The organism is Citrobacter sp. wls718, from assembly GCF_005280945.1.
GTDB classification, from domain to species: domain Bacteria; phylum Pseudomonadota; class Gammaproteobacteria; order Enterobacterales; family Enterobacteriaceae; genus Citrobacter; species Citrobacter gillenii.
On record NZ_SZWV01000106.1, the window covers coordinates 2,356 to 3,817 of the forward strand.

1 protein-coding gene and 1 pseudogene are annotated in these 1,462 nt (G+C 51.6%); both read left to right on the forward strand.

Going from position 1 to position 1,462, the window contains the following annotated elements; translation table 11 throughout:
* Positions 1-220, forward strand: a pseudogene (gene potC, locus FDW95_RS24060) (spermidine/putrescine ABC transporter permease PotC); the annotation flags it as partial.
* Between the two features lie 154 nt (positions 221-374).
* Positions 375-1,421, forward strand: coding sequence for a spermidine/putrescine ABC transporter substrate-binding protein PotD (gene potD / locus FDW95_RS20685; RefSeq protein WP_115259962.1), 1,047 nt, complete (start codon positions 375-377; stop codon positions 1,419-1,421).
* The last annotated feature ends 41 nt before the right edge of the window (positions 1,422-1,462 follow it).

Genomic DNA, 1,462 nt, shown 5'->3' on the forward strand with positions numbered 1-1,462 from the left:
GGGCTGGTTACTGAGCTTTACCCTGTCGATGGATGACGTGGTTGTTTCATCGTTCGTCACTGGACCAGGTTATGAAATTCTGCCGTTAAAAATCTACTCAATGGTTAAAGTCGGCGTGTCACCAGAAGTTAATGCGCTGGCCACCATTTTGTTGGTTCTGTCGCTGGTCATGGTTATCGCCAGCCAGCTTATTGCACGTGATAAAACTAAAGGCCGCTAACAGGCCCATACCCTATGGATTTCGAGTTGCATTGAGGCGGCAAGCTCGTGAGTCCCCAGGAACATAGATAACTATGTTCCTGGGGTGAACTAGCGTAGCCAACAAAAATGCGGCTTGAAAGACGACGGGTATGTTATTCAGGGGACGTTAAATGATGAAAAAATGGTCACGCCACCTGCTCGCCGCGGGTGCTCTGGCACTGGGTATGAACACCGCCACAGCCTCCGACAACAACACGCTCTATTTCTACAACTGGACCGAATACGTTCCGCCAGGACTGCTGGAGCAGTTCACGAAAGAGACCGGTATTAAGGTTATCTATTCGACCTACGAGTCGAACGAAACCATGTATGCCAAACTCAAAACGTATAAAGACGGCGCCTACGATCTGGTGGTTCCCTCCACCTACTACGTGGATAAAATGCGCAAAGAAGGCATGATCCAGAAGATTGATAAGACCAAGCTCACCAACTTCAACAATCTCGATCCGGACATGCTCAACAAGCCGTTTGACCCAAATAACGACTACTCCATTCCGTATATCTGGGGAGCAACGGCTATTGGCGTCAATAGCGATGTCATTGATCCGAAAACTGTGACCAGCTGGGCCGATCTGTGGAAACCGGAATACAAAGGCAGCCTGCTGTTAACCGATGATGCGCGTGAAGTGTTCCAGGTAGCGCTACGCAAGCTGGGCTACTCCGGTAACACCACCGACCCGAAAGAGATTGAAGCCGCGTATAACGAGCTGAAGAAACTGATGCCTAACGTCGCGGCGTTTAACTCAGACAACCCGGCAAACCCGTATATGGAAGGTGAAGTCAACCTCGGTATGGTGTGGAACGGCTCGGCATTCGTCGCGCGTCAGGCAGGCACGCCGCTGGAAGTCGTGTGGCCGAAAGAAGGCGGCATTTTCTGGATGGACAGTCTGTCTATTCCGGCGAACGCCAAAAACAAAGAAGGCGCGCTGAAGCTGATTAACTTCCTGCTGCGCCCGGATGTCGCGAAAGAAGTGGCCGAAACCATCGGTTACCCAACGCCAAACCTGGCGGCACGTAAACTGCTCAGCCCGGAAGTAGCCAATGATAAAACGCTCTATCCTGATGCAGAGACTATCAATAAAGGGGAGTGGCAGAACGACGTCGGCTCCGCTAGCACAATTTATGAAGAGTACTATCAGAAGCTGAAAGCAGGACGCTAATTGCCGTCCCGTAGGCCGGATAAGACGCGCCAGCGTCGCCA